Here is a 25,633-nt window from a genome sequence, read left to right as displayed (position 1 = left end):
AGGCACCCCGACTGTCCCGGCACAGCGCAAGGCCTGCCGGCGACTCCGCCGTGGGACCGAGCCCGCAGTGGTCAGTGCCTTGAGCGTGCAGGGCCACCCGAGGCGGTCAGTGAATGTCACCAAGCGTGACAGGTCGCCGAAGTTCGTGGCCTATGTAGGGGAATTGCACCTCTCAAAAGCCTTCTCGTCACCACCCCGGCTGATTCAGGGCGGGTGCGGGTTCACTGAACGCCGTACGACGGAGCGTCGTCCGTCTTGGCCGCGCACTCCACCCAGAGCAGTTTTCCGCCTTGCCCCGGCAGCCCGGTCCCCATGGGGTGGGCGCCCCAGCTCTCCGCGTAGAGGGTGACGAGGTACAGCCCGCGCCCGCGTTCGGCGAGCTCCGCCGGGGCCTCGGCGCTCCACCGGAACGGGGCGGGGATGTGCGGGTTGGTGTCCCAGACGCTCAGCCGGAGGCGGCTGCGCCCGGCGTCGCGCAGGCGCAGGGAGTAGGCGCCCGAGGAGTGCAGGTAGGCGTTGGTGACCAGCTCGCTCGCCAACAGTTCGGCGATTTCGGTGAGTTCGCGCATGCCGTGGACGCGCAGGATGGTGCGGAGGGTGGAGCGGGCCACGCCGGGGGCGCGGGGATCCTGCGGGAGTTGGAGGGTGTACGTCCAGGGCGGGGATACCGTGGCACTGACCATGGAAGTCTCCGTTCACGGAGGGAAGTTGAATCATGGGTTTCCGGTTGCCCGGTGACGAGGCCGCTCCGTCGAGCGGGGTACTTCCGGGCGGGTGGCCTGAGTCAGAGACTGGATTCTCTGCAAGTTCTATTTGCGCTGTATTCATGAAACGGCATGCAGATTCCCTCGCGTGAGTGATGAGTCGAACTCAACCCCGCCAAGGAGGAGTTACATGGCAGGAAGGTCCGCCCCCACCGGTCGGCGCATCCGAATCGCTACCGAACTGCGCAAATTGCGTGAGCGCGCCGGTCTCACAGCAACCGAGGCCGCCCGAGTGCATGGCATCAGCCAGGGCCAGCTGAGCAACATCGAGACCGCCAGGTTCGGAGTGAGCGGCGAGCGGCTGCGCGCCATGGCGCAGAACTACGAGTGCTCCGACCATGCCTTCATCGAAGCCCTGGTCGACATGGTCAAGGACCGGAAGCGAGGCTGGTGGTCCGAGTATCAGGAGCTCCTGCCGACGCCTCTCCTGGACCTTGCGGAGCTGGAACACCATGCCGAACGGCTGCGCGGCGCCATCACGGCACACATTCCCGGGCTGCTCCAGAGCGCTGACCACGCGCGGGAGATCTTCCGGCAGCACGTCCCGGAGTTGCCGCCGCCGGATGTCGAGCACCGTGTCTTATTCCGCATAAAGCGCCAGGCAGTGCTGCACGGGGCCGCGCCGACCCCGTACCAGGCGCTCATCCACGAGGCGGCGCTTCGTACCGAGGTCGGCGGCTCCGAGACGGCACGGACGCAGTTGCAGCACCTCCTCGACATGAGCGAGCAGGACCACATCACCATCCAGGTCATCCCGTTCAAGGCAGGCGCCATTCCCGGCTCGGGCCAGTCCATCTACTACGCGTACGGCCCAGTCCCCGAGCTGGACACCGTTCACCTCGACCAGTCCCACGGCCTCGCATTCCTCGACGCTGATACCCAACTCCGGAACTACCGGACCCTGTTCAGCAAGATCGAGGACGCAGCGCTGTCGCCGGAAGACACCCGGGATCTCATCCACCACATCAGTCAGCACCTGTGAGGGGAGCATTCATGCCCACGTACGACCACTGGCAGAAGTCGTCCTACTGCGCCCAAGGGGACTCGTGCATCCACATTGCCAAGGGCACCGGCGGAAGGGTCAAACTCACAGAGAGCAGCGACCTCACCGGGGCGATACTCCGCACCACACCCGCAGCCTGGGCATCCCTCGTACGCGTCGTCAAGGAGAGCCCCCGCCATGGCTGATCCCGGCATCTCCACCGACCTCACCTGGATCGGTGCTGCCCCGGAGGGCGAGGAAGCCCCGGTCCCTGGATCGAGGTGGCGTACGGACCGGACGATCTGGACCCCGGGAACGAAATCGACCGTCGGGCGGATCTGGAGTCATCGGCCGTCACTCCGGTAGCAGGCGGTCACCTCGTTGGCTTCGACCACGGCAGGGTGTGGCCGGCGCGTTTTGAGTACCGGCCTCGTCGTGAGCGTGGGTTGCGGCGGGCCGCCGTCGCCAAGCTCTGGACGGTGTGGGCGCGTCCGGATCGACGCGATCGCTGACCCCGGGGTTCGCCTCGATCCGTTGCCTTGCCCCGGCCGCCCTCCGGACACGGCGCGTTTGAGGGGCGGTCGGCATGTGGTCCTGTGGGTACGGAGCCTGGGCGCTGTTCTGCGGGCCGAAGTCGAGAGTGAGGAAGGCGCCTGTCCAGGTGCCTGCCGGGATTGGTCGGGCATCTCGACGGCGGGGCCGCTGCTGGAGCCGGTGTCGCCGCCGAAAGTGGGGCCGGAGTGTTCTACGTATCGCAAGCTGGGCCGACCGGTCCGCGAGAGCGACCCCGGGCCTTGGCTGTACGCAGCCCAAGGGCGCGGCGGCGGGCAGTATCGCCCACAGCGAGCCTGATCTCTGCGAACTGATCGCACCAGGCAGGAAGTTGGGCACAATGAGGCACATGGCGACCTTCACTGAACTGCAACTGGGCGACGGCACACCCATCCGGTTCGAGGTGGTGTCCGCGACCGAGATCGAGACCGTCGATCCGGTGGATCCGATGGATCCGGAAGCGGAAGTGGAGTACGAGGAACTGCCGGAAGGCATGGGCGTCAGTGTGCCCGTGGCCCGGGGCAGGCGCGTCGGGGTGACGGCCGTGGAGGCACTACGGACCACACTGAAGCCGCTGGGGCTGCTGCTTCAGGAAGTGCATGACGCGGTGACCACCGCGGCGAGTCCGCCACAGGAGGTCAACGTGACCTTCGGGCTGCAGATCGGTCAGGACCTCAGGCTCGGCGTCGTCGGTGGCAGTGGGCAGGCGCATCTGACCGTGTCCGCGACCTGGCAGCCCGCGCCGCACGCGGGCTGACGGGGTGGGTTGGTTCCACCGCTGGGGCGGCACGCAGAATGCGGACCCCCGGTACATCGTGGTGTCCGTCATGCGCCGTGGCGACAACGTTACTGCCGGTGCGGGGGTGTTGCTGACCTCCCGGTATCTGCTGACATGCGCCCACGTGGTCAACGACGCACTGGACAGGCCGGTCCTGGAGCACCGGCCGCCGGGTGACGCGGCGGTCGAGGTGACCCTACGAACGCCGTCGACGGTGTACCGGCGCCGGGCGCGCGTGGCGTACTGGATACCGCCGCGGCGCCGCGACGGCAGGCTGCCGGTGCGCGAGAAGCGGGACCACGACTGGTACGGGGACCTGGCTGTCCTGGCCGTCGACCGGGCCGGGGAGGTCCACCAGAGCCTGCCGCCGGAGTGGGCGGCCATGAAGCCGGGCCAGAGGCTGCGGGCCTGGCACAGCACAGGGCTGGGCAGCTCGTTCGCCGATGTGCGTGTCAAGTCCGTCGACGGGCCGATCGGCTACGTGGACGGCGAGCCGACAGGGATGGCCATCGGACCGGCGTACAGCGGGGGTCCGCTGTGGTCCGACGACGAGCAGGTGGTCGTGGGACTGGTCACCGGGCACATCATGCCGCCCACCGACCCGGTCAGCGGGAGGCCGCTCCCGTACGGTAGCCAGCAGATCGCCCGCCGCAGCTGGTGCATTCCCTGGCAGGCGATCCAGGAGGAGCTACGAGCGGTGGACGCGGCGGCGCTCTTCGAGGATGTGGCGGCCGAGGCCGATCCGGAGGATCCCGCGCTGCCGCTGCTGAGCGATCTGCTGGAGATGGTGATGTCCTCGCCCGAAATACGCCGGGACCGGGCGCGGGCGGTGGCCGAGCGCTGCGGCTACGCGTATCCGCGTGACGGATCGGCGCCCACCAACGAGGAGTTTGCCCGGCTCCTGGTGACTGACCCGCGGGCGCTGGCGGCGCTCAGCGAGGTGATGCGCCTGCAGGACCCACCGGCCACCGAGCGGATCCTGCAGGCGCGGCTGCTCTCGCAGGTGCCGCTGCTCCTCTCGCCACGGGAGTTCGACCGGCTGAGCGGCCAGCTGGACGAGCTTCCGGAGAGCCTGCGGGCCCGGCTGCCGCAGGCGATGCGGGCCGCGCTTCCGCTGGCCGCGGCGCTGCCGGACGGAGAGCGTCTCGACGAGACGCTGACCAGCCTGGAGCGGCTTTCCGGCGATAGCCACGGTGATCCGGGGGGCCCGCGGGTGCCCGGACTGCTGCGGATGGTGGAGTACCTGGCGGCCCTGTGCGGCTCCGGGCCGCGGGCCCGGCTGCGGCTCTGGTCCGACGGAGTGGCCGACCGGCTCGGTATCCCCCGCTCGGCGTTGGCCGAGCGCCGCTCCGATGCCGAGGAGTGGGCCCGTGCGCAGGGCACGCGGACAGCGCCGCTGCGGGTGCTGGTGCAGGTGCAGACCCTCGCCGGGACGGACCGCTACCGGCTCCGGCTGTGGTGCGACGAGGGAGCGGGGCCCCGCCAGGTCTCCACCGAGGGCGAGCGCGTGTACAGCGGGGCGCAGGCAGCCCGGGAGGTGTTGCGCGCCCTGGAGTCGCTGTGCCGGGCCGCGGACCCGGGTGAGCGTCGGCCGCTGATCGAGGCCCTGGTGGACCGGGCCGGTCTGAACCTGCCCATCGACGAGTGGGAGACGGACGACCCCGACGACGTGGTGCCGGCCGTGCTCGGTGCGGAGTACCAGGTGGTCATCAACTGCCCGGAGCTGCTGCGCCGCAACGAGCGCTTCCTGCCGGACTGGCGGCGCCGCTGGCGCCAGCTCGACACCGGGACCTCGCTGCTGTTCAGCGACGAGGCGATGGGGCCCCGGGAGATCTACGGGACCTTGATGGACCGGGCCGATGCCGTACGGGTCTCGGTTGCGGTTCCGGCCGGGCTCCGTGAGGAGATCGTGCAGGTGTGTCTGGCCGTGGGAATGCCGGTGGTGGTCTGGGACCGGGCGGGCGAGAGTCGGTCGGTGGCGCAGATGGACGTGGTCTCCACCCGCGAGCTGCCCGAGGGAGTGCGCTCGTACCGGGCCAAGACGGTGCACCGGCCTCAGGACTACCCCGGCCGGCCCGTACTGGCCTGGGCCGACGCCGATCGGACCGTCCCTCAGCTGTATCTGGCCGAACCACAGGAGAGCGTATGAGCGGGGCAGGGCAAGGGACCGGACCGGCGAATGCGGCCCGGGGGAGCGGGGGCAACGAAGCGGACGCCGGCGGGTGGCGGCTCTTCCGGGGGGACGGGGTGCCGCGCCCGGTGTCCATGCCTCCGGCTCCGCCGTGGCGGCGGTTCAAGCGGGCCGGTGTGCCCGCGCCGCAGCTTCCGTACCTGATCGCCCCGCAGCATGCCGACGTGGTCAACGCGGCGCTCCACCTGCGGCGGCCGCTGCTGGTCACGGGGCCCGCGGGGACCGGCAAGTCGTCGCTGGCCAAGGCCGTGGCGCACGAGCTCCGGCTGGGCCGCCTGCTGCGCTGGTCGGTCAACAGCCGTTCCAGCGTGCAGGACGCGCTGTACCAGTACGACGCCATCGGGCGGCTGCGCGAGACCACGCTGAGCCGGGACCGCGGCGAGGGCGATCCCGGCATCGGACGGTTCGTCCGGCTGGGCCCGCTGGGCACGGCGCTGGTCCCGGGGACGAAGCCCCGCACGCTGCTGGTCGACGAGATGGACAAAGGGGACGTGGACCTGCCCAACGACCTGCTCACCGTTTTCGAGGACGGCGTCTTCGATATCCCGGAGCTGGCCCGGCTGCCCGACGGGACGGACGCCGTGGAGGTGCTGACCGCGGACCACCAGGGCACGGCCCTGGTGGAGCGGGGCATCGTGCACTGCACCGAGTTCCCCGTGGTGATCATCACCAGCAACGGCGAGCGGGACTTCCCGCCGGCCTTCCTGCGCCGCTGCATCCGCCTCGACCTGCCGGTGCCCGACGAGGCGCGCCTGCGGGCCATCGTCACGGCCCACCTGGGAGACCAGGCCCTGCTGGAGGTCGACGACCTGCTCCAGGCCTTCCTGCGCCGCCGCGCACCGGGCGAGCTGGCCACCGATCAGCTGCTGAACGCGGTGTTCCTGCGGGCGGGCGGGGTGGATCTGGACGCGGACGGGCTGCTGGATGCGGTCCTGCACCAGCTGACCGGGGCCGGCTGAGCATGAGCGGGACCGGCGTGCCCGAACCCGACCGGCTCGGCACCGTCCTCCGGGTGCTGGCCGCCGCCGGTCAGGATCTGGATGCCCAGGGTGTACTGGACATCCTGTGGCTGGCCCACAGCCTGTCCGGCGATCCGGCGACCCTGCCTCTCGCCGCCGCCCGATCCCGTTGCCCGCTGCCCGCCGACGGCACTGTCGCCGAGGAGGAATCCTGGCCGGAGCCGGAGCGGGTGGCGCCCGGGGAGCTGAACCTGCCCGACGAGGACCTGCCCGACCTGACCCTGCCCGGCCTGCACGCGGCGCCGCTGCCTCCGCCCACCGGCGTACGGGAGTCCGCGGAACACTCCGTACCTGACCGTGAGGAGAAGTCGCAGCCCGGCATGCCGGTCCGGGTTCCGGAGGAGAAGGCCCTGGCGCAGGAGCTCCTGGTGGGCCGGTCGTTGCGGCCGCTGAAGCGGAAACGGCCGAGCCGGTGGCGGTTCGAACTGGACGAGCGGGCCACCGCTGCCGCGCTGGCGGAGACCTGGTTGCCGGACGTGGTGATGCGCCCGGTGCGCGAGCGGTGGCTGGACCTGGTCCTGGTGGTGGACGACGGTATCTCGATGCTGCTGTGGGAGCGGCTGACCGCGGACATCCAGACGACCCTGCAGCGACTCGGGGCGTTCCGCTCACTGAGGGTGTACGGGCTCGACAGCACCGGCTCCGGGGAGCCGGTGCTGCGCGGGCGCCCGTTCGATCCGGCGAGTGCGCCGCTGTCCACCTCGCTGTCCGTGGACCCCTCCGGGCGGACACTGGTGCTCGTCCTGAGCGACGGCATGGGCGCGGCTTGGCGCCAAGGGCGGATGCATCCGGTGCTGGAGCGGTGGGCGCGCTGCGGGCCGACGGCCCTGGTGCACACCCTGCCACCGGCACTGTGGGACGCCTCGGGTATCCAGGCCGACCGCTGGCAGGTCACCACCCGGCACCCGGGCGCGCCCAACTCGCGCTGGCTGATCACCGACCAGCTGCTGCCGCCGGAGCTGTCCGAGTTCCCAGGAACGCCGGTGCCGGTGCTTGAACCGACGGCCGAGGCGCTGCGCGACTGGGCCCGGCTGCTCACCTCGCCGGGGACCACAGTGGGCCTGCCGCTGCTGGGCCCCGCCCGGCTACGGACCCTGATGGCACCGTCCCGGGGCGAGCGCGGGGTACAGCACTTCCGGGACGCGGCCTCACCGGAGGCGTACCGGTTGGCGGCGCACCTGGCCGCGGTGAGCCCGGTCTCGGTGCCGGTGATGCGGCTGGTGCAGAACGAGGTGCCGTGGCAGGCGCGGACCACACATCTCGCGGAGGTCTTCCTGGGCGGGCTGCTGCGTCCGGTCGCCGCTCCCGTGAACGGGCCGCTGCCCGTCCGGCACCAGGTCTTCGACTTCACCGAGGAGGTCAAGCCGGCCCTGCTGGACGCACTGCCCAGTGCGGAACTGGTGGCGACCGGCCGACGCATCGGGCGGCGTCTGACTCAACTGGCCGGCCGCTCACCCGACTTCCCGGTGTGGCTGGCCCACCAGGACGGCCAGGACCGGGTGCCGGAGGCCCTGCGCTCCTTCACCGCGGTGGAGCGCAGGCTGCTCGTGAGGCTGGGCGTCACCATGGAGCCGCTGCCCCGGCCCGTGCAGGGCGGATACGAACCCGGCTCCGCAGCAGGCCTGTTCGGTGACCCGGGGTCTCCGGAGACATCGACCGCGTGGGCGCCGCTCACCCCGCAGGACCCGGTCCGGCTCGGCCCGTACCGGCTGCTGTCCCGCCGCACCGACGACCGGTCCGTCCTCTACCGCGCGCACGACGCCCAGGGCGGCGAGGCCGCGGTCCGGGTGATCCGTCCCGATCTTCCGCCGGCCACTGTCCGGTTGCTGGTCACCGAGGCGGAGGCGCTGCGCCGGATGAACGGCCGATACGCGCCGGCCCTCCTGGCCAGCGGGCTTGGCGACGATCCGCCGTGGATCGCCATGCAGTTAGTCAGCGACGCCACCGCGCAGGCCGCGCAGCCGGCCACACTCGGTGACCTGATCAGGCTCCACACCGAGATGGACCGGCCCCCCTTCGACATCCTGACCGGACTCACCCTGGGCTGGCATATGGCGGGCGCGCTGAGTATCTGCCACATGAGCGGGCTGGTGCCGGCCTCGCTGACCGAGGACACCGTGGTGGTGCTCCAGCGTTCGGTGGTGCTGACCGGGCTGTTCGACTGTGCAGTGGACGGCGAGTACGTGGGAAGCGGCCCGCTGCCCAGTCAGGCCGACAACGTCCGGGCGCTCGGAGAACTGCTGCGCCGCATCAGCAGCAAGCGGCAGGGCACCTCGTACGGGATGCAGGACGGCATGCACCTGTGGCAAGGAGACACCTGGCAGTCCCTGCGGGAGGTCGTCGGCCGCTGTCTGGCCCCGGATCCGCTCCGGCGCCCGACCGCCGCCGAGGTCACTACGATCCTCGCCCGGTACGTGGCGCTCGCGCGCGGAGGCCCGCTGCCGGGAGTCCGCCGTGCCGACGAGACCCGCAGCGCAGGGCCCCGGCCAGCGCTCCGGCTCCGTCCGGGCGGGACGCGCCCGGACGTCGCCGCGCTGCGGATCGGGAGCCGGTCGCTGTTCCCGACGGCCCGCGCCTTGAGGCGGAGCGGGTTCTACCGACTGCTGGCCGAGCTGCGCAGGCCGCTGACCCGGAGCTTGCGGATCACCATCGCCGGCGCTCAGCCCGGCTGCGGAAGGGCCACCACGTGCCTGGTGCTGGGCGGGATGTTCGCCGCGGTACGCGGCGAGCCCGTCATGGCCATGGACGGAGCACCGACCGCCGGCGACCTGTACGGCTACCTTCGGGACCGCAACCCCCGCACCCCGCACGAACTGGCCGAATTCCCGGCTGACGCCTCGTACGAGGAGATCCGCTCCTACACGACGCGCAGCACCGGCGGGCTGGAGGTGCTCGCCCATGCCGGCACCCATGCGACCGCGAGTCCGGCTTACGCGGACGAGTACCGCCGCATCATGGCGATGACGGCCCGCCACTACCCCGTGGTACTCAGCGACTGGGCGGGAGGCCGGATCACCCGGGGCGCGGAGACCGTACTGGCGCACACCGACCGGCTGGTGCTGTGTTGTACCAACGCCGAGTACTCGGTCGAGGCGGCGGTCCGCCAGTTGGCCGAACTGCGGGCCGACGGCCGGGAGCGGGTGGCCGACGAGGCGGTGGTGGTGTGCACCGCACTCGGCGGCATCGATCACCTGATGGACGAGTTCACTGTGCGGGCCACGTTCGCCAGCCAGGCGCGGGCTGTGATGGTCGTACCGTTCGACCTGCACCTGGCGGGCCCGCGGGAGCGGGACCTGTCCAGGCTTCGGCCACGGGCGGCGGAAGCCTTCGCGCAGGTGGCGCGGGAGTTGCTGGTGGGCGCGCCGTGAGCGGGAGTGCCGGGCCGGTGACGCCGGGTGGGTCAGGCGATCTCGATGAGCAGGTCGCCAGCCTCCACCTGCTGGATCCTGCCGATCGTGAGGCGCCGCCACACCTACCGCTTCGGCGCCCCCGCCCGCACCGACCGGACCACGCCCGCCGCGGCGATCAGGAAGCCGACGCCCATCAGCATGCACAGCGACCACGCGATGGACGGAAGCGGATGGGTGTGGAGGAACAGCGGGGCCACCGTGACCAGCGTGGCCAGCGCTCCGATGAAGAAGACGATCGCGCCGATCCGGACCAGCCGGTCACCTGCGCCAGAAGGTGTAGTACTCACCCCGCCAGGGTAGTTCCCGACACCGGCGAACCACTCCGCGGCAGGCCACGTACAGAACCAAGTACCGTTTCTGGACACAGGCCGGATGACCAGGCTTGACGAGGGGTACGTCACCTGGGGAGGCTTCTGCCAGCAGGGGAGCACCACCACTGGATAGCCTGACCTGCTGAGGCTTTGTTCCGGCATACGGGTTGAGATGGGGTGCGTGCTTTGCCGACTGGCAAGGTCAAATGGTTCAACAGCGAGAAGGGCTTCGGCTTCCTCTCCCGCGATGACGGCGGCGACGTCTTCGTGCACTCCTCGGTGCTGCCCGACGGCGTCGACGCCCTCAAACCGGGCCAGCGCGTCGAGTTCGGCGTCGTGGCCGGTCAGCGCGGAGATCAGGCGCTGTCGGTGGCGATCCTGGAGCCGGCCCCGTCCGTCGCGGCCGCGCAGCGCCGCAAGCCGGACGAGCTCGCGTCCATCGTGCAGGACCTGACCACCCTGCTTGAGAACATCACGCCGATGCTGGAGCGCGGCCGCTACCCCGACAAGGCGGCCGGCAAGAAGATCGGCGGCCTGCTGCGCGCGGTCGCCGACCAGCTCGACGTGTGACCCGCGAAGTACTCAGACGAACGACAGCGCGTCCGGGCCGAGGGGCGGTACCAGCCCCTCGGCCGCCGCGCGCGTCAGCAGTCCGCGGATCGCCGCGTAGCCGTCCTCGCCGAGGTCGGCCGTGAACTCGTTGACGTACAGCCCGATGTGCTGGTCCGCCACGGCCGGGTCCATCTCCTGGGCGTGCTCCAGCACGTAGGGCCGTGACGCCTCGGGGTCGTCCCAGGCCATCCGTACCGAGGTGCGCACCGAATCGGCGAGCAGCTTCAGCGTGTCCGAGCCCAGCGACCGCTTGGCGATGATCGCGCCGAGCGGGATCGGCAGCCCGGTCGTGTCCTCCCAGTGCCGGCCCATGTCGGCGAGGTTGTGCAGCCCGTAGTTCTGGTACGTGAAACGCGCCTCGTGGATGACGAGACCGGCGTCCACCTTCCCGTCGCGCACGGCGGGCATGATCTCGTCGAACGGCAGGACGACGATCTCGCCGACCCCGCCCGGCACCACCTCGGCCGCCCAGAGCCGGAACAGCAGATACGCGGTGGAACGCTCGCTCGGCACGGCGACGGTCCGGCCCGTCAGGTCCGTGCCCGGCTCCTTCGTGAGGACGAGCGGCCCGCAGCCCCGCCCGAGCGCCCCGCCGCACGGCAGCAGCGCGTATTCGTCGAGGACCCAGGGCAGCACCGCGTACGAGACCTTGAGGACGTCGAGCTCGCCGCGCTCGGCCATGCCGTTGGTGATGTCGATGTCGGCGAAGGTGACATCGAGGGCGGGCGCGCCGGGGACCCTTCCGTGCGCCCAGGCGTCGAAGACGAACGTGTCGTTCGGGCACGGCGAGAAAGCGATGTTCAGCCGGTCACGCGTGGTTCTGGTCATGGTGGGTCCAGCCTTCCAGTACGGGTATGAGCTTCCCGAACGCCCCGGTGAGCGCGGTCAGCGCGTCGCCGATGCGCCAGGCGGCGCGGTCGCGCGGGCCGACGGCGTTCGAGACCGCCCGGATCTCCAGCACCGGCACGCCTGCCCGCTCGGCGGCCTCGGCGACCCCGAAGCCCTCCATGGCCTCGGCGGCGGCCGCGGGGTGCGCGGCGAGCAGAGCGGCGGTGCGCTCCGCGGTGCCGGTGACGGTGCAGACGGTGAGGATCTCCCCGGCCGCCCCACCTGTGGCCCCGACCACCTCCCGTACCAGCGCGGGCGGTGGCGTGAAGCGGTCGCGCCCGAAGCCCAGGGCGGTGACGGGCAGGAAGCCGTCCGGGGTGTCGGCGCCCAGATCGGCGGCGACGATCGCGCTCGCGACGACGAGGGAGCCGAGCGGGGCGGCGGGGGCGAACCCGCCGCCGATGCCGGCCGAGACGACGAGACCGTACGGCTCGGCCGCGGCGGCCAGCGCGAAGGCGGCCGCAGCCGCGGCGGCGGCCGGTCCCGCGCCGCCCGCGAGGACGTCGAAGGGCCCGGCACGGTGGATCTCCGCACCCCCCGCCTCGCGCACCGGCGCCGCGGAGCCGTCCCCGAACGCGCGCGTGACTGCGTCCCGTTCCACCGGGACAGCGGTCACGACAAGCACACGCACGGGGGGAGTCCTCCGAGGTCAGGAGGGGATCAGCTGCTCTTCTTCAGCTCGAAGTGCCAGACGCCCGTGAGCTGCTTGCCCTTGGTCTCGACGATGCTGATCTGCGTCGTGTTCGCCGTCTCGCCGGTCTGGCTGGAGAAGAAGGCGCTGCCCGGGATGGACCGGTAGGTCTTCTTGTACGGCTCCGGCTCGGCCTGCTGGCCGTTGATGAACAGCGTCCAGCCGTTGTCCGCGATCTCCGGGTCGACGCCGAAGCGGACCTTGTCGTCCATGGCGACCTCGATGGACTTGTCCGCCTTCTTGTTGAGGCAGCTCTGGTATTCGGAGGACTTGAGGGGCTTGCCGTCGTTGTAGCAGGACGCCTCGGACGTCACCACGTTGCCGCCGACCGTTACGGTCGCGAGCGGCGTCGGCTTGTCGCAGGCGGAGAGGACAAGGAGTCCCGCGGACACGGCACCAAGAGCGACGCCGATTCGACGGCCCTTACCGGAGAAGAACGCAACGGTCATGGGCCGAAGGCTATCGGTCGCTCCGGCTCACGCCACGCGGGGGTGCGGCGAGCCGCGCCGCGCGGCGACCAGCAGCCCCCGTACGGACGTGGCCGCACCCAGGCCGAGGATGCCCGAGGCGATCGACATGCCCAGTACGCCGTTGAGGGGGAGGGCGATGCCGATGCCGCCGCCGACCACCCACGCCATCTGGAGCACGGTCTCCGACCGGGCGAACGCGGAGGTCCGTACCTCCTCGGGCACGTCGCGCTGGATCATCGCGTCCAGCGAGAGCTTCGACAGGGCCTGGGTGAAGCCCGCCGTCGCGCTGAGCGCGGCGACCATGACGGTGCTGAAGAAGAGGGCGGCGAGCACGGCGATCCCCAGCGCCAGGGTCAGCACGGAGGCGACGATCATCTCGGGGCCGCGAGCCCTCAGCCAGGCGCCGAACGCCGTGCCGAGCGCGTTTCCGGCACCGGCCGCCACGCCGACGATGCCGAGCGAGACGGCGGCGCTCTGCCCGGCGAGCGGGTGCTCGCGCAGCAGGAACGCCAGGAAGAAGATGAGGAAGCCGGAGAGCGCGCGGTGCGCGGTGTTGGCCTGCAGGCCGTTCAGCACGGACGGTCCCACGGACCGCAGCCCGGGCCGTTTCTCGCCGTTCTTCTCCCGGCCTCTCGTCCGCCCGTTCCGCTTCGTCCCGGGCCGCGGGGTCGCCGCGCCGTACGTCGGTACCAGCCGGGCCTTGCGCTCACCCTTCGCGGAGTCGACCGTGTGCGGCAGCGTGAAAGCGAGGACGGTCCCCCCGATGAAGATCACGCACGCCCCGTACAGCGGCCAGGGGGACCCGATGGTGTGCAGCCCCGCGCCGATCGGGGCGGCGACACCGGTCGCCAGGAGACCGGCCAAGGTGACCCGGGAGTTCGCCTTCACCAGGGAGAAGCGCTGCGGCAGCAGGCGCGGCACGACGGCGCTGCGGACCACCCCGTACGCCTTCGAGCAGACCAGGACGGCCAGCGCGGCCGGATACAGCTCCAGGCCGCCGGTGGCGACCGCGCCCGACATGGTGAGCGCCAGCACCGCACGGGCCAGCATCGCACCAGCCATCGCGGCGCGGCGGCCGTGCGGCAGATGATCCAGGAGCGGGCCGATCACGGGCGCGAGGAGGGTGAAGGGCGCCATGGTGATGGCGAGATAGAGCGCGACGCGGCCCCGGGCCTCGTCCGTCGGCACCGAGAAGAACACCGTCGACGCGAGGGCGACCGTGATCATCACATCGCCCGCGCCGTTCACGGCGTGCAGTTCGATCAGCTTGCCGAGCCCGGACTCCCCGGCGCCGTGGGCGTGCGTCGCCTTCCGGATGCCTTTCGCGGTGCCGGTGAACGGGGTGTGGAGGGCATGACCGATCGCCCGGACCGCCCTGCGGAGCGGGCCGGAATCCTTGTGCGACCTGGCGGAAGTCACTTCGACATAGTGCCCCAGTCGCCACGGTGACGAACCGGCATCGGTCCGGGACGCCAGTGCACTCCGCCCTGTCGGGTCAGTGCTCCGCCCGGCCCGCCCTGCTTGCACCGGCTGGCCGTCCGGCTGGGCATCGACCGGTTGTCCGACCTCTCTTTATGCAGGCCGCAAGGCGGTCTTCGCACCGGACACGGCGCCGGATACGGCCTTGTTCCGGACGGGCAGGTGGGCGGGGGGCGGCGGAGAGGGTAGCGTGCGTAGCGCGCCACCGGCGGTTGTTCTCGGCCGCGCGCCTATCGGCGATCCCGCAGAATGGATGGCAGAAGGTGCGCCCGAGGCAGGCACAACGGGTGTGGACGTCGACGCGGCCCCCAGGTCCGCTCCGCCCGCAGCCGTCATGGCCGAAATCGATGGATGTGCTGGCGCGCTCGTGAGACTGGCGTAGGAGAGAAGCGAGACCTGTGAGTGCTGCGACGACGCGAAGCCGTACGGCCCGTACCCCTGCCCCCGACCGACTGTGCGCCGAGGCCGTAGACCTCGCCCGCGCGGCGGCCGAGGAAGCAGCCGCGCCGGGGGTCGTCGGCGAGCATGTGGGCCTGGTCTCCGAGGGCGACCGGGTCGTTACGCATTTCTTCGAGTGCGGGGAGCCCGGCTACCGGGGCTGGCGCTGGGCGGTGACCGTCGCCCGGGCATCCCGCGCGAAGAACGTCACCCTTGACGAGACCGTGCTGCTGCCCGGCAGCGATGCGCTCCTCGCCCCGGAGTGGGTGCCGTGGAGCGAGCGCCTGCGCCCCGGGGACATGGGGCCCGGCGATCTGCTGCCCACCGAGGCGGACGACCTCCGCCTGGAGCCCGGCTACACCGGCGAGGACGAGCCGCCGCCGAACTCCGCGGTCTCCGAGGTTTCGGAGGAGATGGCCGACCTCGTCGACGCGGAGGACGCGGAGCTGACGACGCGCCCCGCGACGACCAGCCGGGGCTCGATCGCGGCGGTCGCCGAGGAGCTCGGCATGCGGCGGGCGCGGGTGCTGTCGCGGTACGGGCTGCACACGGCGGCCGACCGGTGGGACGAGGGGTTCGGCGCGAAGACGCCGATGGCCCAGGCAGCACCGGCCTCGTGTGTCACCTGCGCGTTCCTGGTGCCGTTGGCGGGTTCGCTGAAGCAGGCGTTCGGGGTGTGCGCGAACGAGTTCGGCCCGGCGGACGGGCATGTGGTGTCGCTGTCGTACGGGTGCGGTGGGCATTCGGAGGCGGCGGTGATGCCGAAGCCGCCGAAGCCGGCGCCGCACGCGCTGGACACGATGCAGGTGGACGAGTATCCGTTGCGGCCGGCGCGGGACTCCGGCTCGGTCCCGGCGGAGCCGGACGTTCCGACGGAGGATCTCGGCCACTCCTGACCGGGCGCGGGTTTGCGGGGTGCGGGCTTTCGGGCGCTCCGGCGCGGCCGGTGGCACAGACCGCGGGCCCGCCCGGCGAACCGGTCCCGTCCTCGAACGCCGGGCGGGCTCGAATCTGCCGCCGTACGTCGATGAGCCCTGCCCGGAACCGGGGCCCCGTGTGCCGGGGCAGACGCGTTGCCGCCCGCGTGGAGCGCCGTTCGCGGTGCCCGTCCGGCGAGAGGACCCGGTACCTTCAGGCGCACACTGGCGGCACGGGCAAGGCGTAACCGGAAAGAGCGGAGTCAGAGCGTGAGCATGAATGCGACCGAGGGGGCCGATCCGTTCGGGACCGCACGGATGCGACGCGGCGTGCTCGACGCCTGGGGCGCCGGCCCCGCCAGGTTCCGCGAGGACGCCAACGCCGAGGAGGACCTCGCGCTCGGCGGCTACCGCGACCGCCTCGTCGTCGAGCTGGCCCAGAACGCCGCCGACGCCGCCGCCCGCGCCCAGGTCCCCGGGCGGCTCCGCCTCACCCTGCACGCGGCGACCGCGGACGCCCCCGCCGTACTCGCCGCCGCCAACACCGGCGCCCCCCTCGACGCCACCGGGGTGGAATCGCTCTCCACCCTGCGCGCCTCCGCCAAGCGCGAGGGCCACGAGGGAGCCGTCGGCAGGTTCGGTGTCGGGTTCGCCGCCGTGCTCGCGGTGAGCGACGAGCCCGCCGTCGTCGGCCGGCACGGCGGCGTCCGCTGGTCCCTCGCCGAGGCCCGCGACCTCGCCGCCCGCGTGGCCGTCGCCAGCCCCGGCCTCGGCGACGAGCTGCGCCGCCGCGACGGTCACGTACCGCTGCTGCGGCTCCCGCTGCCCGCCGAAGGCACCGCACCCGACGGGTACGACACCGTCGTCGTCCTCCCGCTGCGCGACGGCGGCGCCGAGGACCTCGTGGTCCGGCTGCTCGACGCGGTCGACGACGCCATCCTGCTCACCCTGCGCGGTCTCGACGAGATCGTGATCGAAACCCCGGACACCGTACGGACGTTGCGCCGCTCGCAGCACGGCCCGTACACCCACGTCGAGGACTCCGCGCACGGTACGCACCGCTGGCGCACCATCACCCACCACGGCCCCGTCGAGCCCGCCCTGCTCGCCGACCGGCCCCGCGAGGAACGGCTGCGCCCGCACTGGTCGGTCACCTGGGCGGTCCCCGTGGACGCGGAGGGCGCCCCGGTACGCCCCCGCACCGCCCCCGTCGTCCACGCGCCGACCCCCACCGACGAACCTCTCGGCATCCCCGCGCTGCTCATCGCGTCGCTGCCGCTCGACACCACCCGCCGCCACCCCGCGCCCGGCCCGCTCACCGACTTCCTGGTGCAGCGCGCGGCCGACGCGTACGCCGAACTGCTCGCCGGCTGGCAGCCGGTGGCGGTCGACACCATCGACCTCGTCCCCGGACCGCTCGGTAAGGGCGAACTGGACGGCGCCCTGCGCGGCGCGATCCTGGCGCTGCTGCCTCGTGTCGCCTTCCTGGCGCCCGCCGCCCCGCGCGACGCCGCGGCCGAAGCGGACCGGTGGGACACCTGGGACGCGCAGCCGGACGGCATCCGCGAGGCGGCCACCACCACCGCGCTGCGCCCCATCGAGGCCGAGGTGCTGGAGGGCGTCGGCGCCGAGACCGTACGGGTGCTCGCCGAGGTCCTGCCGTGCCTGCTGCCCGCCGGGCTGGAACGCCGCAGCGAGCTGCGCACCCTCGGCATCGCCCGCGTCCCGCTGACCGAGGCGATCGACCGGCTCGCCGGACTCGAGCGCGACCCCGGCTGGTGGCGGCGGCTGTACGACAGCCTGTCCGGCATCGACCCGGACCGCCTGTCCGGTCTGCCCGTCCCGCTGGCCGGGAAGCCGGAGACACCGGAATCGGAGGCCCCGGCCGCGCCCCGCACCACCATCGGCCCCCGCCAGGTCCTCCTCCCGCTCCCCGACGCGCTCACCGGACCGGTCCTGGGCCGGCTCGTCCGACTCGGGCTGAAGGTCGCGCACCCGGACGCCGCCCATCCGCTGCTGGAGAAGCTGGGCGCGCTGCCCGCCACGCCGCGCGCGGTGCTGACGACTCCTCAAGTGCGGGCAGCCGTCGCCGGATCGCTGGACGCGGGCGAGATCTGGGACGAGGAAGCGCTGGACGTCGACGAGCTCGCCGAGACCGTCCTCACCCTCGTACGGGACGCCGACCTGGCCCCCGGCGACGAGCCCTGGCTCGGTGCGCTCGCCCTCCCCGACGAGGACGGCGAGCCGGCCCCCGCCGGTGAACTCGTCCTGCCCGGGAGTCCGTTCGCAGCCATCATGCGTGAAGGCGAACTCGCCCTCTGCGACCAGGAGTTGACAGACCGCTGGGGCGAACAGCCGCTCACCGCCTGCGGTGTGCTCGCCACCTTCGCCCTCGTGAGGGCCACCGATGTCGTCCTGGACCCGGACGAACTGGAACCCCGCGAGGGCGACTTCGCCGAGCCGGACGACGCCGGTCTGCTCGACGCCGTGGACGTGTGGTGCGAGGACCTTCTCGACCAGCTGCAACTGAGTCTGCCGCCGCGCAGCGGTGACGGCGAGGGGTGGTGGTCGGGCGACGGGCGGGTCCCCGTGCCGCCGGTCGCCACCGAACTCGTCGCCGTCCGCGACCTGGACCTCGTCGACGACGACGCCTGGCCGCAGGCACTCGCCCTGCTCGCCCAGCCACCGCTGCGCGACGCGCTGACCCAGCCCGTGCGGGTGCTGCTGCCCGACGGCACCACCCGGTCCGTCCGCCCGTACACGGCCTGGTGGCTGCGCGACCACCCCGTGATCGGCGGCCGCCGCCCGGCCGGTCTGCGCGCGGCGTCCGGCGACCCGCTGCTGGCCGGACTGTACGAATCCGCCGACGCGGCCGGCTTCGACGACGCCCAGGTGCTGCGCGCCCTCGGTGTACGGACCTCCGTGGCCGCCCTCCTCGACGAGCCCGGCGGCGCCGCCGAACTCCTCGGCCGGCTCGCGGACGAGGACCGCGAGGTCGGCCCCGTACAACTGCACTCCCTGTACACGGCGCTGGCCGATCTCGACCCCGAACAGGTCACGCTGCCCGACGAGGTGCGGGCCGTGGTCGATGGCGAGGTCCGGGTCGTCGACGCGGCGGACGCCGTGATCGCGGACGCCCCGGATCTGCTGCCGCTGACCACCGGGCTCCCGCTGCTCCCGGTCGCCCCGACGCGCGCGGCCGATCTGGCCGAGCTGTTCCAGGTGCGGCGGCTCGGCGAGACGGTGGCGGCCGAGGTGACGACGGAGGGCGAGGAGCACCGGGTACCGGATTCGGTACGGGTCCTGCTCGGCGCCGGCACCCCGGACATGTACATCGAGCACGGTGAACTGCGCGCGGGCGGAGTCGAACTGGACTGGCGCCGCACCCCCGACGGGACCGTGCATGCCGCCACGCTGGAAGGTGTCGCGGCGGGCCTGGCGTGGGCGGCGGGTCAGTGGCCGCGCCGCTTCGAGGTCGCGGCGCTGTTGGAGGACCCGTCCCGTACGGAGGAACTGGCCCGGGACCGCTGGTTCGACTGAGGGCCCGTCGGGCGGCCTCGGATCGGGCGGGCACGGGCGCCGGAGCGGGATCTTCGCAGAAAAGTCGGTTTCGTGTGCAACCCTTCACATGCGTGGTGAGTCTGGTCTGACGAGTCACCAGACTCTCAGACCGAACGAGCCCCGCACGAGTCGCGTCACGTACTCGCGGGGCCCTTTCTCCACTGGGGAAAAACATGCGTATTCGTGTCACTGTCGCAGCCGCTTCCGGCGCCCTGGCTCTGTCGGCTCTGGCCGTTCCGGCCGCCCACGCGGGCGACCACCCCGCTGCGAACCAGCACAAGCCGACGTCGGCCGCCGAGGTCTTCGGCACCGCCGCTCAGGGAACCTCGAAGGCCGCCGCGGCCGCCCGTGCCGCCACCGCGGAACCTGTCATCTCCAAGGTCGTCGTCAACGGCGGCAAGAACATCGTCCTCGGCACCACGGCCTCGAAGACGATCTCCGTCTCCGTCACCGCCTCGCACCCGACCGGTGTCGCCGACGTCTACGCCGACCTGTGGCACGGCTCGGACCCGTCGTCGCCGGACACCATCGACGGGGCCATCCTGCCGAACGAGGACGCCGCGAAGTGCACCAAGGTCAACGCGACGACCTCCACGTGCAAGCTGACCTTCACGATCTACCCGCGCTACGACCTGTACAAGAACGCCCTGGCCGGCACCTGGCACGTCTCCGCGGGCGCCCTCGCCGGTAACGACACCGACGTCGCCTACACCGACTTCTACGGCACCGCCCGGGTGCAGCGGCTGTCGAAGCTGACGGTCGACGCGGCCCCGGAGCCGGTGAAGAAGGGCGGCACGATCACGGTCACCGGAAAGCTGTCGCGGGCGAACTGGGAGGACTACAAGTACCACGGCTACACCGGCCAGCCGGTGAAGCTCCAGTTCCGCAAGAAGACCAGCTCCACGTACACCACGATCAAGACGATCAAGACGAACAGCACGGGCAACCTGAAGACGACCGTCAAGGCGTCGGTCGACGGCTACTGGCGTTACAGCTTCGCCGGTACGTCCACCACCCCGGCCGTCACGACCGCGGGCGACTTCGTCGACGTGAAGTAACCACGCGGTAGCCCCGTAGCAGGCCCCGCAGGCGGGGAAGTGCTCGGGGAATCACACCGGGAAGCGGCGGCCGACCAGCCGCCAGGCGTACTCCAGGCCGGCCGCCGCCACCACCGCGATCCCCACCGCGGTCCACGGCATCGCCGCTCCCACCAGCTTCAGCGCGAAGAACTCCTGCAGCCACGGCACCACCAGCACGATCAGGAACGCCAGCCCCATCGCCGCCACCAGACACGCCCGCCACCAGGTGTACGGGCGGGCGATGATCGCCAGGACCCACATCGAGACCAGGAACAGCGTGAGTGTTGCCGCGCTGGTCTCCGCGTCCAGCGCGCCTGTACCGGAGTAGTGGTTCTGGGCGACCATGTACGTCACGAAGGTGGCGACGGCCGCGATGGCACCCGACGGGATCGCGTACCGCATGACGCGGCGCACGAAGTGCGGATGGGCCCGTTCCTTGTTGGGGGCGAGGGCCAGGAAGAACGCCGGGACGCCGATCGTCAGTGTCGACAGCAGCGTCAGATGGCGGGGCAGGAACGGGTAGTCGACCTGGAAGCAGACCACGAGGATCGCCAGCAGCACCGAGTAGACGGTCTTGGTCAGGAACAGGGTGGCGACCCGGGTGATGTTGCCGATCACCCGGCGGCCCTCGGCGACGACGGACGGCAGCGTCGCGAAGCTGTTGTCGAGCAGCACGATCTGGGCGACGGCCCGGGTCGCCTCGGAGCCCGACCCCATGGCGACGCCGATGTCGGCGTCCTTCAGCGCCAGCACGTCGTTGACGCCGTCGCCGGTCATCGCGACGGTGTGGCCGCGGGACTGGAGCGCGCCGACCATGTCCCGCTTCTGCTGCGGGGTGACCCGGCCGAAGACCGCGTTCTCCTCCATGGCCGTGGCCATGTCGTCCGGGTCGGTGGGCAGCCGGCGCGCGTCCAGGGTGTTCCCGGCGCCCGGCATGCCGAGCTTTCCGGCGACCGCGCCGACGGAGACCGCGTTGTCGCCGGAGATGACCTTCGCGGCGACCCGCTGGTCGGCGAAGTAGGCCAGCGTCCGGCCGGCATCGGGCCGCAGCCGCTGCTCCAGGACGACCAGCGCGCTCGGTACGGCCCCGGCGGCGATGTCCGGCCCTTCGAGCTTGCCCTCCGCACGGGCCAGCAGCAGCACCCGCAGCCCCTGCTCGTTGAGCTGCTCGATCTCGGTGAGCGCCGGGTCCTGCTCGGGCAGCAGGACATCGGGGGCGCCGAGCAGCCAGACCGAGGCCCGGCCGCCGCCCTCGTCGAACGCGGCGCCGCTGTACTTGCGGGCCGAGGAGAACGGCAGCGCCTGTGTGCACCGCCACTCCTCGCCGTCGGGGTAGGCGTCGACGATGGCCTGGAGGCTGGCGTTGGGTCGCGGATCGGAGGCGCCGAGGGCGCCCAGCACGCGCCGTACGTACGTGTCGTCCGCCCCGCCCAGCGTCCGTACCTCGGTGACGTCCATGCCGCCCTCGGTGAGGGTGCCGGTCTTGTCCAGGCAGACGACGTCGACGCGGGCCAGCCCCTCGATGGCGGGGAGCTCCTGCACCAGGCACTGTTTGCGACCGAGCCGTACGACGCCGATCGCGAAGGCGACCGAGGTGAGCAGCACCAGGCCTTCCGGGATCATCGGGACGATGCCGCCGACGGTCCGGGCGATCGACTCGCTGACGTTGTTGTCCTTGACGAAGAGCTGGCTGATGATCAGGCCGAGCGCGGTCGGCACCATCATCCAGGTGACGTACTTGAGGATGGTGGAGATGCCTGTGCGCAGCTCGGACTGGACGAGGGTGAAGCGGGACGCCTCCTCGGCGAGCTGCGCGGCGTAGGCCTCGCGGCCGACCTTGGTGGCCGCGAACGAGCCGCCGCCCGCGACGACGAAGCTGCCGGACATGACGGGGTCGCCGGGCTGCTTCAGCACCGGGTCGGCCTCGCCGGTGAGCAGCGACTCGTCGATCTCCAGGCTGTCGGCCTCGGCGACCGTGCCGTCCACGACGACCTTGTCGCCGGGGCCGAGCTCGACGAGGTCGCCGAGGACGATCTCGGAGGTGGAGATCTCGGCCGAGACCCCGTCGCGCCGCACGGTGGGTTTCGCCTCGCCGATGACCGCGAGGCCGTCCAGGGTCTTCTTGGCCCGCCACTCCTGGACGATGCCGATGCCGGTGTTGGCGATGATCACGAAGCCGAAGAGGCTGTCCTGGATCGGCGCGACGAACAGCATGATCAGCCAGAGCACGCCGATGATCAGGTTGAACCGGGTGAAGACGTTGGCGCGGACGATCTCGCTGAGGGAACGGGACGAGCGGACGGGTACGTCGTTGACCTCACCCCGGGCGATCCGCTCGGCCACCTCGGCAGCGGTCAGCCCACGGGTGTTCACGGCCGGGGCCGGCAGCTTCACGGGGTGGACCGGGTCGAGCTCGGATCCTGCGTCGATCCCGACCGGCCCGAGGCGGTCGGCGGAACCGGAAGCCCCGGGGGACTGTTCGCCGGAGGAATGGGGTGCCCGCTGCGTCATGGTTCCGACGGTACGGGTGGAACGTCCCAATCACCCACCGAGGGTCCGAAGATCAGACCGGGGGAGGAGGGGAATGGTCCTACGGGGGTACGGAGCCCGGAGCTCCTGGTGAGACGCGTCACACGTTACGCGGAAGCGTCCGAGGCGCCCTTGTCGTCCGGTCCGGTGCCGGAGGTCGAAACCCCGGCCGACTTCTCGGCGGCGGCCGCCGCGGCCCGCTTGATCGCCGCGTCCCGTCCCCGTACGTACCAGATGCCGATCAGGCCGAGCCCCGCGCCGGCCAGACAGGTCCACACCCACCACGCATGCCCGTGGTCGTCGAACCAGCCGTAGAACGGGAGCTGAACCAGGAAGAGGACGAACCAGAGGATCGTGCCGCCCGTGATGGTGGCGACGACGGGCCCCTCCAGGGGCTCGGGTGCCTCGTGCTTCGGTGTCCACTTCGCCATGACGTCAGTGTATGGGGCTCCCTGCGGCCCCCTCCCGTACCCCGTAAGGACGGCATGCATAAGACCCACCGGCCGAGGTGGCCCACGAGTCTACGCGCGGAGATAGCGATCTTCGCCTTATGTATTCATACTGAATCTGCTTACGGCTGTCTCGAATTATTCGTCTGAACATCCAAAGCTGACCACTTTTAACCCCCCGACGTACGACTGAGGTCCTACATGTCCCCCTCGGCCACCGCTCCGGTCGATTCCACGCAGTCCTCGGGCCCTCAGCCGCACAACGGACTGGATCGCTTCTTCAAGATCTCCGAGCGGGGGTCGTCGGTCGCACGCGAGATCCGCGGCGGATTCGCCACGTTCTTTGCGATGGCGTACATCATCGTGCTGAACCCGATCATTCTCGGCAGCGCGAAGGACATGTACGGGCACCAGCTCGACAGTGGTCAGCTGGTCACCGCCACCGTGCTGACCGCCGCGTTCTCCACACTCCTGATGGGCGTCATCGGCAATGTGCCGATCGCGCTGGCGGCCGGCCTCGGCGTCAACACCGTCGTGGCCCTCCAGCTCGCCCCCAGGATGAGCTGGCCGGACGCGATGGGGATGGTCGTCCTCGCGGGCATCGTGGTCATGCTGCTGGTCGCGACCGGGTTGCGCGAACGCGTGATGCACGCCGTACCGACGTCGCTCCGCAAGGGCATCGCGATCGGTATCGGCCTCTTCATCCTGCTGATCGGCCTGGTCGACTCGGGCTTCGTCTCCCGTATCCCGGACGCCGCGCACACCACCGTGCCGCTCCAGCTCGGCAGCGACGGTCACCTCAACGGCTGGCCGGTCCTCGTCTTCGTCATCGGTGCGCTGCTCACCCTCGCGCTGCTCGTCCGCAAGGTGTCGGGCGCCATCCTGATCTCCATCGTCGCGATGACGGTCGTCGCGCTGATCATCGACGCGGTCGCCCATCTGCCGGGCGAGGCGTGGGGCCTGACCGTCCCGCAGTGGCCGGGCAACCCGGTCGCCACCCCGGACTTCGGGCTGCTCGGCAAAGTGAGTCTGTTCGGCGGCTTCGACAAGGTCGGCGTGCTCACCGGCATCCTGTTCGTCTTCACCGTGCTGCTGTCCTGCTTCTTCGACGCGATGGGCACCATCCTCGGTGTCGGCGACGAGGCGAAGCTGACGGACAAGGACGGCAACTTCCCCGGCATCAACAAGGTGCTGTTCGTCGACGGCATCGCGGTCGCCGCGGGCGGTGCGACCTCCGCCTCCGCGGGCACCTGTTTCGTGGAGTCCACGGCGGGTGTCGGTGAGGGCGCCCGCACCGGCCTCGCGAGCATCGTGACGGGTCTGCTGTTCACGGTGGCGCTCTTCCTGACGCCGCTGGCGACCATGGTCCCGTCGCAGGCGGCCACCCCGGCGCTGCTGGCGGTCGGCTTCCTGATCATCTCGGGTTCGGTGCGGGACATCGACTGGAGCGACTACACGCTCGCCATCCCGGCCTTCCTGGCCATGGTGATGATGCCGTTCACGTACTCGATCACCAACGGCATCGGCATCGGCTTCATCGCCTTCACCGTGCTGCGGGTCGTGGCCGGGCGCTGGCGCGAGGTGCCGGCGGCCATGTATGTGGTGTCGGCGGTCTTCGTCTTCTACTACGCGATGCCGGCCCTCGGCCTCACGTGACCTCTGCCCCCCTGATCCCCGCGGTCCCGAGGCTCACGTGACCTCTTCTGCCCTGATCCCCGCGGTCTCTTCCGACCCGTAGAACTTCTCCGTCTCGTCGACGGCCGCCTTGAAGCGCTCGTCGAAGTCATCGCGAATGAGCGTCCGGACGACATAGTCCTGGACGCTCATTCCGCGTTTGGCGGCATGCTGCCGGAGCCGGTGGAGCAGCTCACCGTCTATCCGCAGGCTGAGCACAGTCGATCCCATGGCAAGCAGGGTTACGGCCCGGGAGGTCGTTCAGCGTCACTTTCCGGATCCGACTCACTCGTTCGGGTGATCGATTGGGCAGTCTGCTCCCTCGCGCGTGTAACACGAATGGTCTTTAGGGTAGGTAATGAGTTACTCTAATAAACATGCCTGACCTGATCCACGACGGCGACAGTGCGGCCGCCGTGAGCTCCCTCCGCTCAGCCGTGATGCTGCTCGGCCGACGCCTGAAGCACCAGCGTGTCGACGAGTCGCTGAGCCCCACCGAGATGTCGGTGCTCGGCACGCTCGCCCGCTGCGGCTCGGCCACGCCGGGTGAGCTGGCCCGCAAGGAGCATGTGCAGCCTCCGTCGATGACTCGCATCGTCGCGCTGCTGGAAGCGAAGGGGCTGGTCAGACTGGAACCGCACCCCGATGACCGTCGTCAGAAGATGGTCAGCCAGACCGAGCGGGCGGAAGCCATGCTCGAAGAGAGCCGCACCAAGCGGAACGCCTGGCTGGCCACCCTCGCCGAGGGTCTGGACGAGGACGAGTGGGAGACGCTGCGCAAGGCGGCGCCCGTGCTGGAGAAGCTCGCCCACCTGTAGCGGGGCCGGCCGCGCCGGATC

At 71.3% G+C, this 25,633-nt stretch carries 21 protein-coding genes; 12 read left to right on the top strand and 9 right to left on the bottom strand.

Annotated elements, in window-relative coordinates:
- Window positions 1-221: 221 nt before the first annotated feature.
- Window positions 222-683, bottom strand: coding sequence for an ATP-binding protein (locus ACZ7L9_RS14560; RefSeq protein WP_471415405.1), 462 nt, complete (start codon window positions 681-683; stop codon window positions 222-224).
- A 211-nt stretch (window positions 684-894) separates the two neighbouring features.
- On the opposite strand from ACZ7L9_RS14560, the gene ACZ7L9_RS14555 reads away from it, so the two are divergent.
- The 6 genes from ACZ7L9_RS14555 to ACZ7L9_RS14530 all read left to right on the top strand — a co-directional run bounded on the left by ACZ7L9_RS14555 (window position 895) and on the right by ACZ7L9_RS14530 (window position 9,654).
- Entirely contained in the window at window positions 895-1,746 is an 852-nt protein-coding gene (locus tag ACZ7L9_RS14555; RefSeq protein WP_471415403.1) for a helix-turn-helix domain-containing protein, read from the top strand.
- Between the two features lie 11 nt (window positions 1,747-1,757).
- Window positions 1,758-1,952: a DUF397 domain-containing protein gene (locus ACZ7L9_RS14550; protein WP_471415401.1), complete on the top strand. Its 195-nt coding sequence runs from the start codon at window positions 1,758-1,760 to the stop codon at window positions 1,950-1,952.
- A 695-nt stretch (window positions 1,953-2,647) separates the two neighbouring features.
- Window positions 2,648-3,055, top strand: coding sequence for a CU044_2847 family protein (locus ACZ7L9_RS14545; RefSeq protein WP_471415400.1), 408 nt, complete (start codon window positions 2,648-2,650; stop codon window positions 3,053-3,055).
- Window positions 3,056-3,125: 70 nt separating this feature from the next.
- Complete coding sequence (locus ACZ7L9_RS14540; RefSeq protein ID WP_471415398.1) at window positions 3,126-5,225, top strand: VMAP-C domain-containing protein; 2,100 nt, start codon at window positions 3,126-3,128, stop codon at window positions 5,223-5,225.
- Window positions 5,226-5,341: 116 nt separating this feature from the next.
- Complete coding sequence (locus ACZ7L9_RS14535; protein WP_471415695.1) at window positions 5,342-6,226, top strand: AAA family ATPase; 885 nt, start codon at window positions 5,342-5,344, stop codon at window positions 6,224-6,226.
- Window positions 6,227-6,243: 17 nt separating this feature from the next.
- On the top strand, window positions 6,244-9,654 hold the full coding sequence (locus ACZ7L9_RS14530) for an SAV_2336 N-terminal domain-related protein (protein WP_471415396.1): 3,411 nt from the start codon (window positions 6,244-6,246) through the stop codon (window positions 9,652-9,654).
- A gap of 104 nt (window positions 9,655-9,758) precedes the next feature.
- Here the strand turns inward: ACZ7L9_RS14530 and ACZ7L9_RS14525 are convergent, their stop codons facing one another.
- Window positions 9,759-9,983, bottom strand: a complete 225-nt coding sequence (locus ACZ7L9_RS14525) for a hypothetical protein (RefSeq protein ID WP_469577301.1) — start codon at window positions 9,981-9,983, stop codon at window positions 9,759-9,761.
- Between the two features lie 210 nt (window positions 9,984-10,193).
- On the opposite strand from ACZ7L9_RS14525, the gene ACZ7L9_RS14520 reads away from it, so the two are divergent.
- The gene (locus ACZ7L9_RS14520; RefSeq protein ID WP_471415394.1) at window positions 10,194-10,577 is read left to right on the top strand and encodes a cold-shock protein; all 384 of its coding nucleotides are present in this window, start codon (window positions 10,194-10,196) and stop codon (window positions 10,575-10,577) included.
- Between the two features lie 12 nt (window positions 10,578-10,589).
- On the opposite strand, the gene ACZ7L9_RS14515 is transcribed toward ACZ7L9_RS14520, so the two are convergent.
- Genes ACZ7L9_RS14515 through ACZ7L9_RS14500 form a run of 4 tightly spaced genes read right to left on the bottom strand, consistent with a single transcriptional unit; the run spans window position 10,590 to window position 14,087 of the window.
- Complete coding sequence (locus ACZ7L9_RS14515; RefSeq protein WP_471415392.1) at window positions 10,590-11,447, bottom strand: 1,4-dihydroxy-6-naphthoate synthase; 858 nt, start codon at window positions 11,445-11,447, stop codon at window positions 10,590-10,592.
- Window positions 11,428-12,138 carry a futalosine hydrolase gene (locus tag ACZ7L9_RS14510; protein ID WP_471415391.1) on the bottom strand — a complete coding sequence of 237 codons (711 nt, stop codon included), beginning with the start codon at window positions 12,136-12,138 and terminating at the stop codon, window positions 11,428-11,430. Before ACZ7L9_RS14510 ends, ACZ7L9_RS14515 begins: the two co-directional genes overlap by 20 nt.
- 29 nt (window positions 12,139-12,167) lie before the next feature.
- Entirely contained in the window at window positions 12,168-12,647 is a 480-nt protein-coding gene (locus ACZ7L9_RS14505; RefSeq protein ID WP_471415389.1) for a DUF2771 domain-containing protein, read from the bottom strand.
- A 27-nt stretch (window positions 12,648-12,674) separates the two neighbouring features.
- Complete coding sequence (locus ACZ7L9_RS14500; protein WP_471415388.1) at window positions 12,675-14,087, bottom strand: MFS transporter; 1,413 nt, start codon at window positions 14,085-14,087, stop codon at window positions 12,675-12,677.
- Window positions 14,088-14,545: 458 nt separating this feature from the next.
- Between ACZ7L9_RS14500 and ACZ7L9_RS14495 the strand changes: the two genes are divergently transcribed.
- The 3 genes from ACZ7L9_RS14495 to ACZ7L9_RS14485 all read left to right on the top strand — a co-directional run bounded on the left by ACZ7L9_RS14495 (window position 14,546) and on the right by ACZ7L9_RS14485 (window position 20,121).
- Window positions 14,546-15,481 (top strand): DUF3027 domain-containing protein, encoded by a 936-nt coding sequence (locus ACZ7L9_RS14495; protein WP_471415386.1) that lies wholly within the window; start codon window positions 14,546-14,548, stop codon window positions 15,479-15,481.
- Window positions 15,482-15,778: 297 nt separating this feature from the next.
- Window positions 15,779-19,042 carry a sacsin N-terminal ATP-binding-like domain-containing protein gene (locus ACZ7L9_RS14490; RefSeq protein WP_471415694.1) on the top strand — a complete coding sequence of 1,088 codons (3,264 nt, stop codon included), beginning with the start codon at window positions 15,779-15,781 and terminating at the stop codon, window positions 19,040-19,042.
- Window positions 19,043-19,236: 194 nt separating this feature from the next.
- Window positions 19,237-20,121 carry a calcium-binding protein gene (locus ACZ7L9_RS14485; protein WP_471415385.1) on the top strand — a complete coding sequence of 295 codons (885 nt, stop codon included), beginning with the start codon at window positions 19,237-19,239 and terminating at the stop codon, window positions 20,119-20,121.
- A 51-nt stretch (window positions 20,122-20,172) separates the two neighbouring features.
- Here the strand turns inward: ACZ7L9_RS14485 and ACZ7L9_RS14480 are convergent, their stop codons facing one another.
- Both ACZ7L9_RS14480 and ACZ7L9_RS14475 read right to left on the bottom strand, forming a co-directional pair.
- Entirely contained in the window at window positions 20,173-22,653 is a 2,481-nt protein-coding gene (locus ACZ7L9_RS14480; RefSeq protein ID WP_471415384.1) for an HAD-IC family P-type ATPase, read from the bottom strand.
- Window positions 22,654-22,778: 125 nt separating this feature from the next.
- A complete protein-coding gene (locus ACZ7L9_RS14475; protein ID WP_471415383.1) occupies window positions 22,779-23,102 on the bottom strand; it encodes a DUF2530 domain-containing protein in 324 nt (107 codons plus the stop codon).
- Window positions 23,103-23,321: 219 nt separating this feature from the next.
- Here ACZ7L9_RS14475 and ACZ7L9_RS14470 point away from each other — a divergent pair, with 219 nt between their 5' ends.
- Window positions 23,322-24,776 (top strand): NCS2 family permease, encoded by a 1,455-nt coding sequence (locus ACZ7L9_RS14470; RefSeq protein ID WP_471415382.1) that lies wholly within the window; start codon window positions 23,322-23,324, stop codon window positions 24,774-24,776.
- 33 nt (window positions 24,777-24,809) lie between these two features.
- On the opposite strand, the gene ACZ7L9_RS14465 is transcribed toward ACZ7L9_RS14470, so the two are convergent.
- On the bottom strand, window positions 24,810-25,025 hold the full coding sequence (locus tag ACZ7L9_RS14465) for a ribbon-helix-helix protein, CopG family (protein ID WP_471415381.1): 216 nt from the start codon (window positions 25,023-25,025) through the stop codon (window positions 24,810-24,812).
- 146 nt (window positions 25,026-25,171) lie between these two features.
- Between ACZ7L9_RS14465 and ACZ7L9_RS14460 the strand changes: the two genes are divergently transcribed.
- Entirely contained in the window at window positions 25,172-25,612 is a 441-nt protein-coding gene (locus ACZ7L9_RS14460) for a MarR family winged helix-turn-helix transcriptional regulator (protein ID WP_471415380.1), read from the top strand.
- The last annotated feature ends 21 nt before the right edge of the window (window positions 25,613-25,633 follow it).

This window comes from Streptomyces sp. NPDC111516, from assembly GCF_055635345.1.
This window is presented reverse-complemented; position numbering and strand designations above follow the sequence as displayed.

Excerpts from the sequence above, each read along its gene's own strand:
- ACZ7L9_RS14515 (WP_471415392.1), bottom strand. The coding sequence starts at position 11,447 with ATGACCAGAACCACGCGTGACCGGCTGAACATCGCTTTCTCGCCGTGC.
- ACZ7L9_RS14465 (WP_471415381.1), bottom strand. The coding sequence starts at position 25,025 with ATGGGATCGACTGTGCTCAGCCTGCGGATAGACGGTGAGCTGCTCCAC.
- ACZ7L9_RS14555 (WP_471415403.1), top strand. The coding sequence starts at position 895 with ATGGCAGGAAGGTCCGCCCCCACCGGTCGGCGCATCCGAATCGCTACC.
- ACZ7L9_RS14460 (WP_471415380.1), top strand. The coding sequence starts at position 25,172 with ATGCCTGACCTGATCCACGACGGCGACAGTGCGGCCGCCGTGAGCTCC.
- ACZ7L9_RS14475 (WP_471415383.1), bottom strand. The coding sequence starts at position 23,102 with ATGGCGAAGTGGACACCGAAGCACGAGGCACCCGAGCCCCTGGAGGGG.
- ACZ7L9_RS14535 (WP_471415695.1), top strand. The coding sequence starts at position 5,342 with ATGCCTCCGGCTCCGCCGTGGCGGCGGTTCAAGCGGGCCGGTGTGCCC.
- ACZ7L9_RS14490 (WP_471415694.1), top strand. The coding sequence starts at position 15,779 with ATGAATGCGACCGAGGGGGCCGATCCGTTCGGGACCGCACGGATGCGA.
- ACZ7L9_RS14545 (WP_471415400.1), top strand. The coding sequence starts at position 2,648 with ATGGCGACCTTCACTGAACTGCAACTGGGCGACGGCACACCCATCCGG.
- ACZ7L9_RS14540 (WP_471415398.1), top strand. The coding sequence starts at position 3,126 with ATGCGCCGTGGCGACAACGTTACTGCCGGTGCGGGGGTGTTGCTGACC.
- ACZ7L9_RS14470 (WP_471415382.1), top strand. The coding sequence starts at position 23,322 with ATGTCCCCCTCGGCCACCGCTCCGGTCGATTCCACGCAGTCCTCGGGC.
- ACZ7L9_RS14505 (WP_471415389.1), bottom strand. The coding sequence starts at position 12,647 with ATGACCGTTGCGTTCTTCTCCGGTAAGGGCCGTCGAATCGGCGTCGCT.
- ACZ7L9_RS14480 (WP_471415384.1), bottom strand. The coding sequence starts at position 22,653 with ATGACGCAGCGGGCACCCCATTCCTCCGGCGAACAGTCCCCCGGGGCT.
- ACZ7L9_RS14560 (WP_471415405.1), bottom strand. The coding sequence starts at position 683 with ATGGTCAGTGCCACGGTATCCCCGCCCTGGACGTACACCCTCCAACTC.
- ACZ7L9_RS14550 (WP_471415401.1), top strand. The coding sequence starts at position 1,758 with ATGCCCACGTACGACCACTGGCAGAAGTCGTCCTACTGCGCCCAAGGG.
- ACZ7L9_RS14485 (WP_471415385.1), top strand. The coding sequence starts at position 19,237 with ATGCGTATTCGTGTCACTGTCGCAGCCGCTTCCGGCGCCCTGGCTCTG.